The organism is Micromonospora sp. 050-3 (assembly GCF_046549335.1).
Classification (GTDB): domain Bacteria; phylum Actinomycetota; class Actinomycetes; order Mycobacteriales; family Micromonosporaceae; genus Micromonospora; species Micromonospora trifolii.
The window spans coordinates 1-520 of the sequence record NZ_JAJPVX010000011.1; the positions used below are offsets into that span (position 1 = coordinate 1).

The 520-nt window shown below is 51.9% G+C and carries 1 protein-coding gene; it reads left to right on the forward strand.

Annotation, left to right across the window (positions count from 1 at the left end; all coding sequences use genetic code 11):
• Window positions 1–14 precede the first annotated feature (14 nt).
• On the forward strand, window positions 15–520 hold a 506-nt coding region (locus tag ACLJOK_RS33550; RefSeq protein ID WP_410822497.1), incomplete at its 3' end, for an aconitase family protein.

A 520-nucleotide genomic window follows, 5' to 3' on the forward strand; every position in this document is an offset into this window, starting at 1 on the left:
TCAAACATGGCGTGGTGGGGAAATTCGTCGAATTTTATGGTGATGGTCTGGATTCACTACCGTTGGCGGATCGCGCCACCATTGCCAATATGTCGCCAGAATATGGTGCCACCTGTGGCTTCTTCCCAATCGATGCTGTAACCCTCGATTACATGCGTTTAAGCGGGCGCAGCGAAGATCAGGTCGAGTTGGTCGAAAAATATGCCAAAGCGCAGGGCATGTGGCGTAACCCGGGCGATGAACCGATTTTTACCAGTACGTTAGAACTGGATATGAATGACGTTGAAGCGAGCCTGGCAGGGCCAAAACGCCCACAGGATCGCGTTGCACTGCCCGATGTACCAAAAGCATTTGCCGCCAGTAACGAACTGGAAGTGAATGCCACGCATAAAGATCGCCAGCCGGTCGATTATGTTATGAACGGACATCAGTATCAGTTACCTGATGGCGCTGTGGTCATTGCTGCGATAACCTCGTGCACCAACACCTCTAACCCAAGTGTGCTGATGGCTGCAGGCTT